The organism is Polaromonas sp. P1_G2 (assembly GCF_056405515.1).
The window spans coordinates 1-526 of record NZ_JBFUBY010000876.1; the positions used below are offsets into that span (position 1 = coordinate 1).

At 60.6% G+C, this 526-nt stretch carries 1 protein-coding gene; it reads left to right on the plus strand.

What is annotated here, in order from left to right; genetic code table 11:
* On the plus strand, window positions 1-526 hold a 526-nt coding region (locus tag AC1D0P_RS28100), incomplete at both ends, for a serine acetyltransferase domain-containing protein (protein WP_477679732.1).

Here is a 526-nt window from a genome sequence, read left to right on the forward strand (position 1 = left end):
CCTTTCTCTATTCGACGGTGATCAACCACAAGACACTCGAAGACTGCGTGATCTATCGGATCAGCGAGCGGCTCGACCATGCCGATATCCCCTCGGTCATCCTACGCCAGGCGTTCACGGAAATGCTGAGCGATTGGCCGGAATGGGGTACGATCATCCGCGTCGACATTCAGGCCTATTTCGATCGCGATCCCGTCTGCACCCGCTACATCGAGCCCGTGCTCCACTTCAAGGGCTTCCACGCCATCCAGACCTATCGCCTGTCGCACTGGTTGCTCAACAAAGGCCGCAAGGATTTCGCGCTCTATCTCCAGAGCCGGTCCTCCAGTGTCTTCCAGACCGACATCAATCCCGCCGCCCGGATCGGCAAGGGCTTCTTCCTCGACCATGCGACCGGGCTGGTGATCGGCGAAACGGCTGTGGTGGGCGACAATGTCTCGATCCTGCAGRACGTSACGCTGGGCGGTACCGGCAAGGARAGCGGCGACCGGCATCCGAAGGTGCACGATGGCGTGCTGATCGGGGC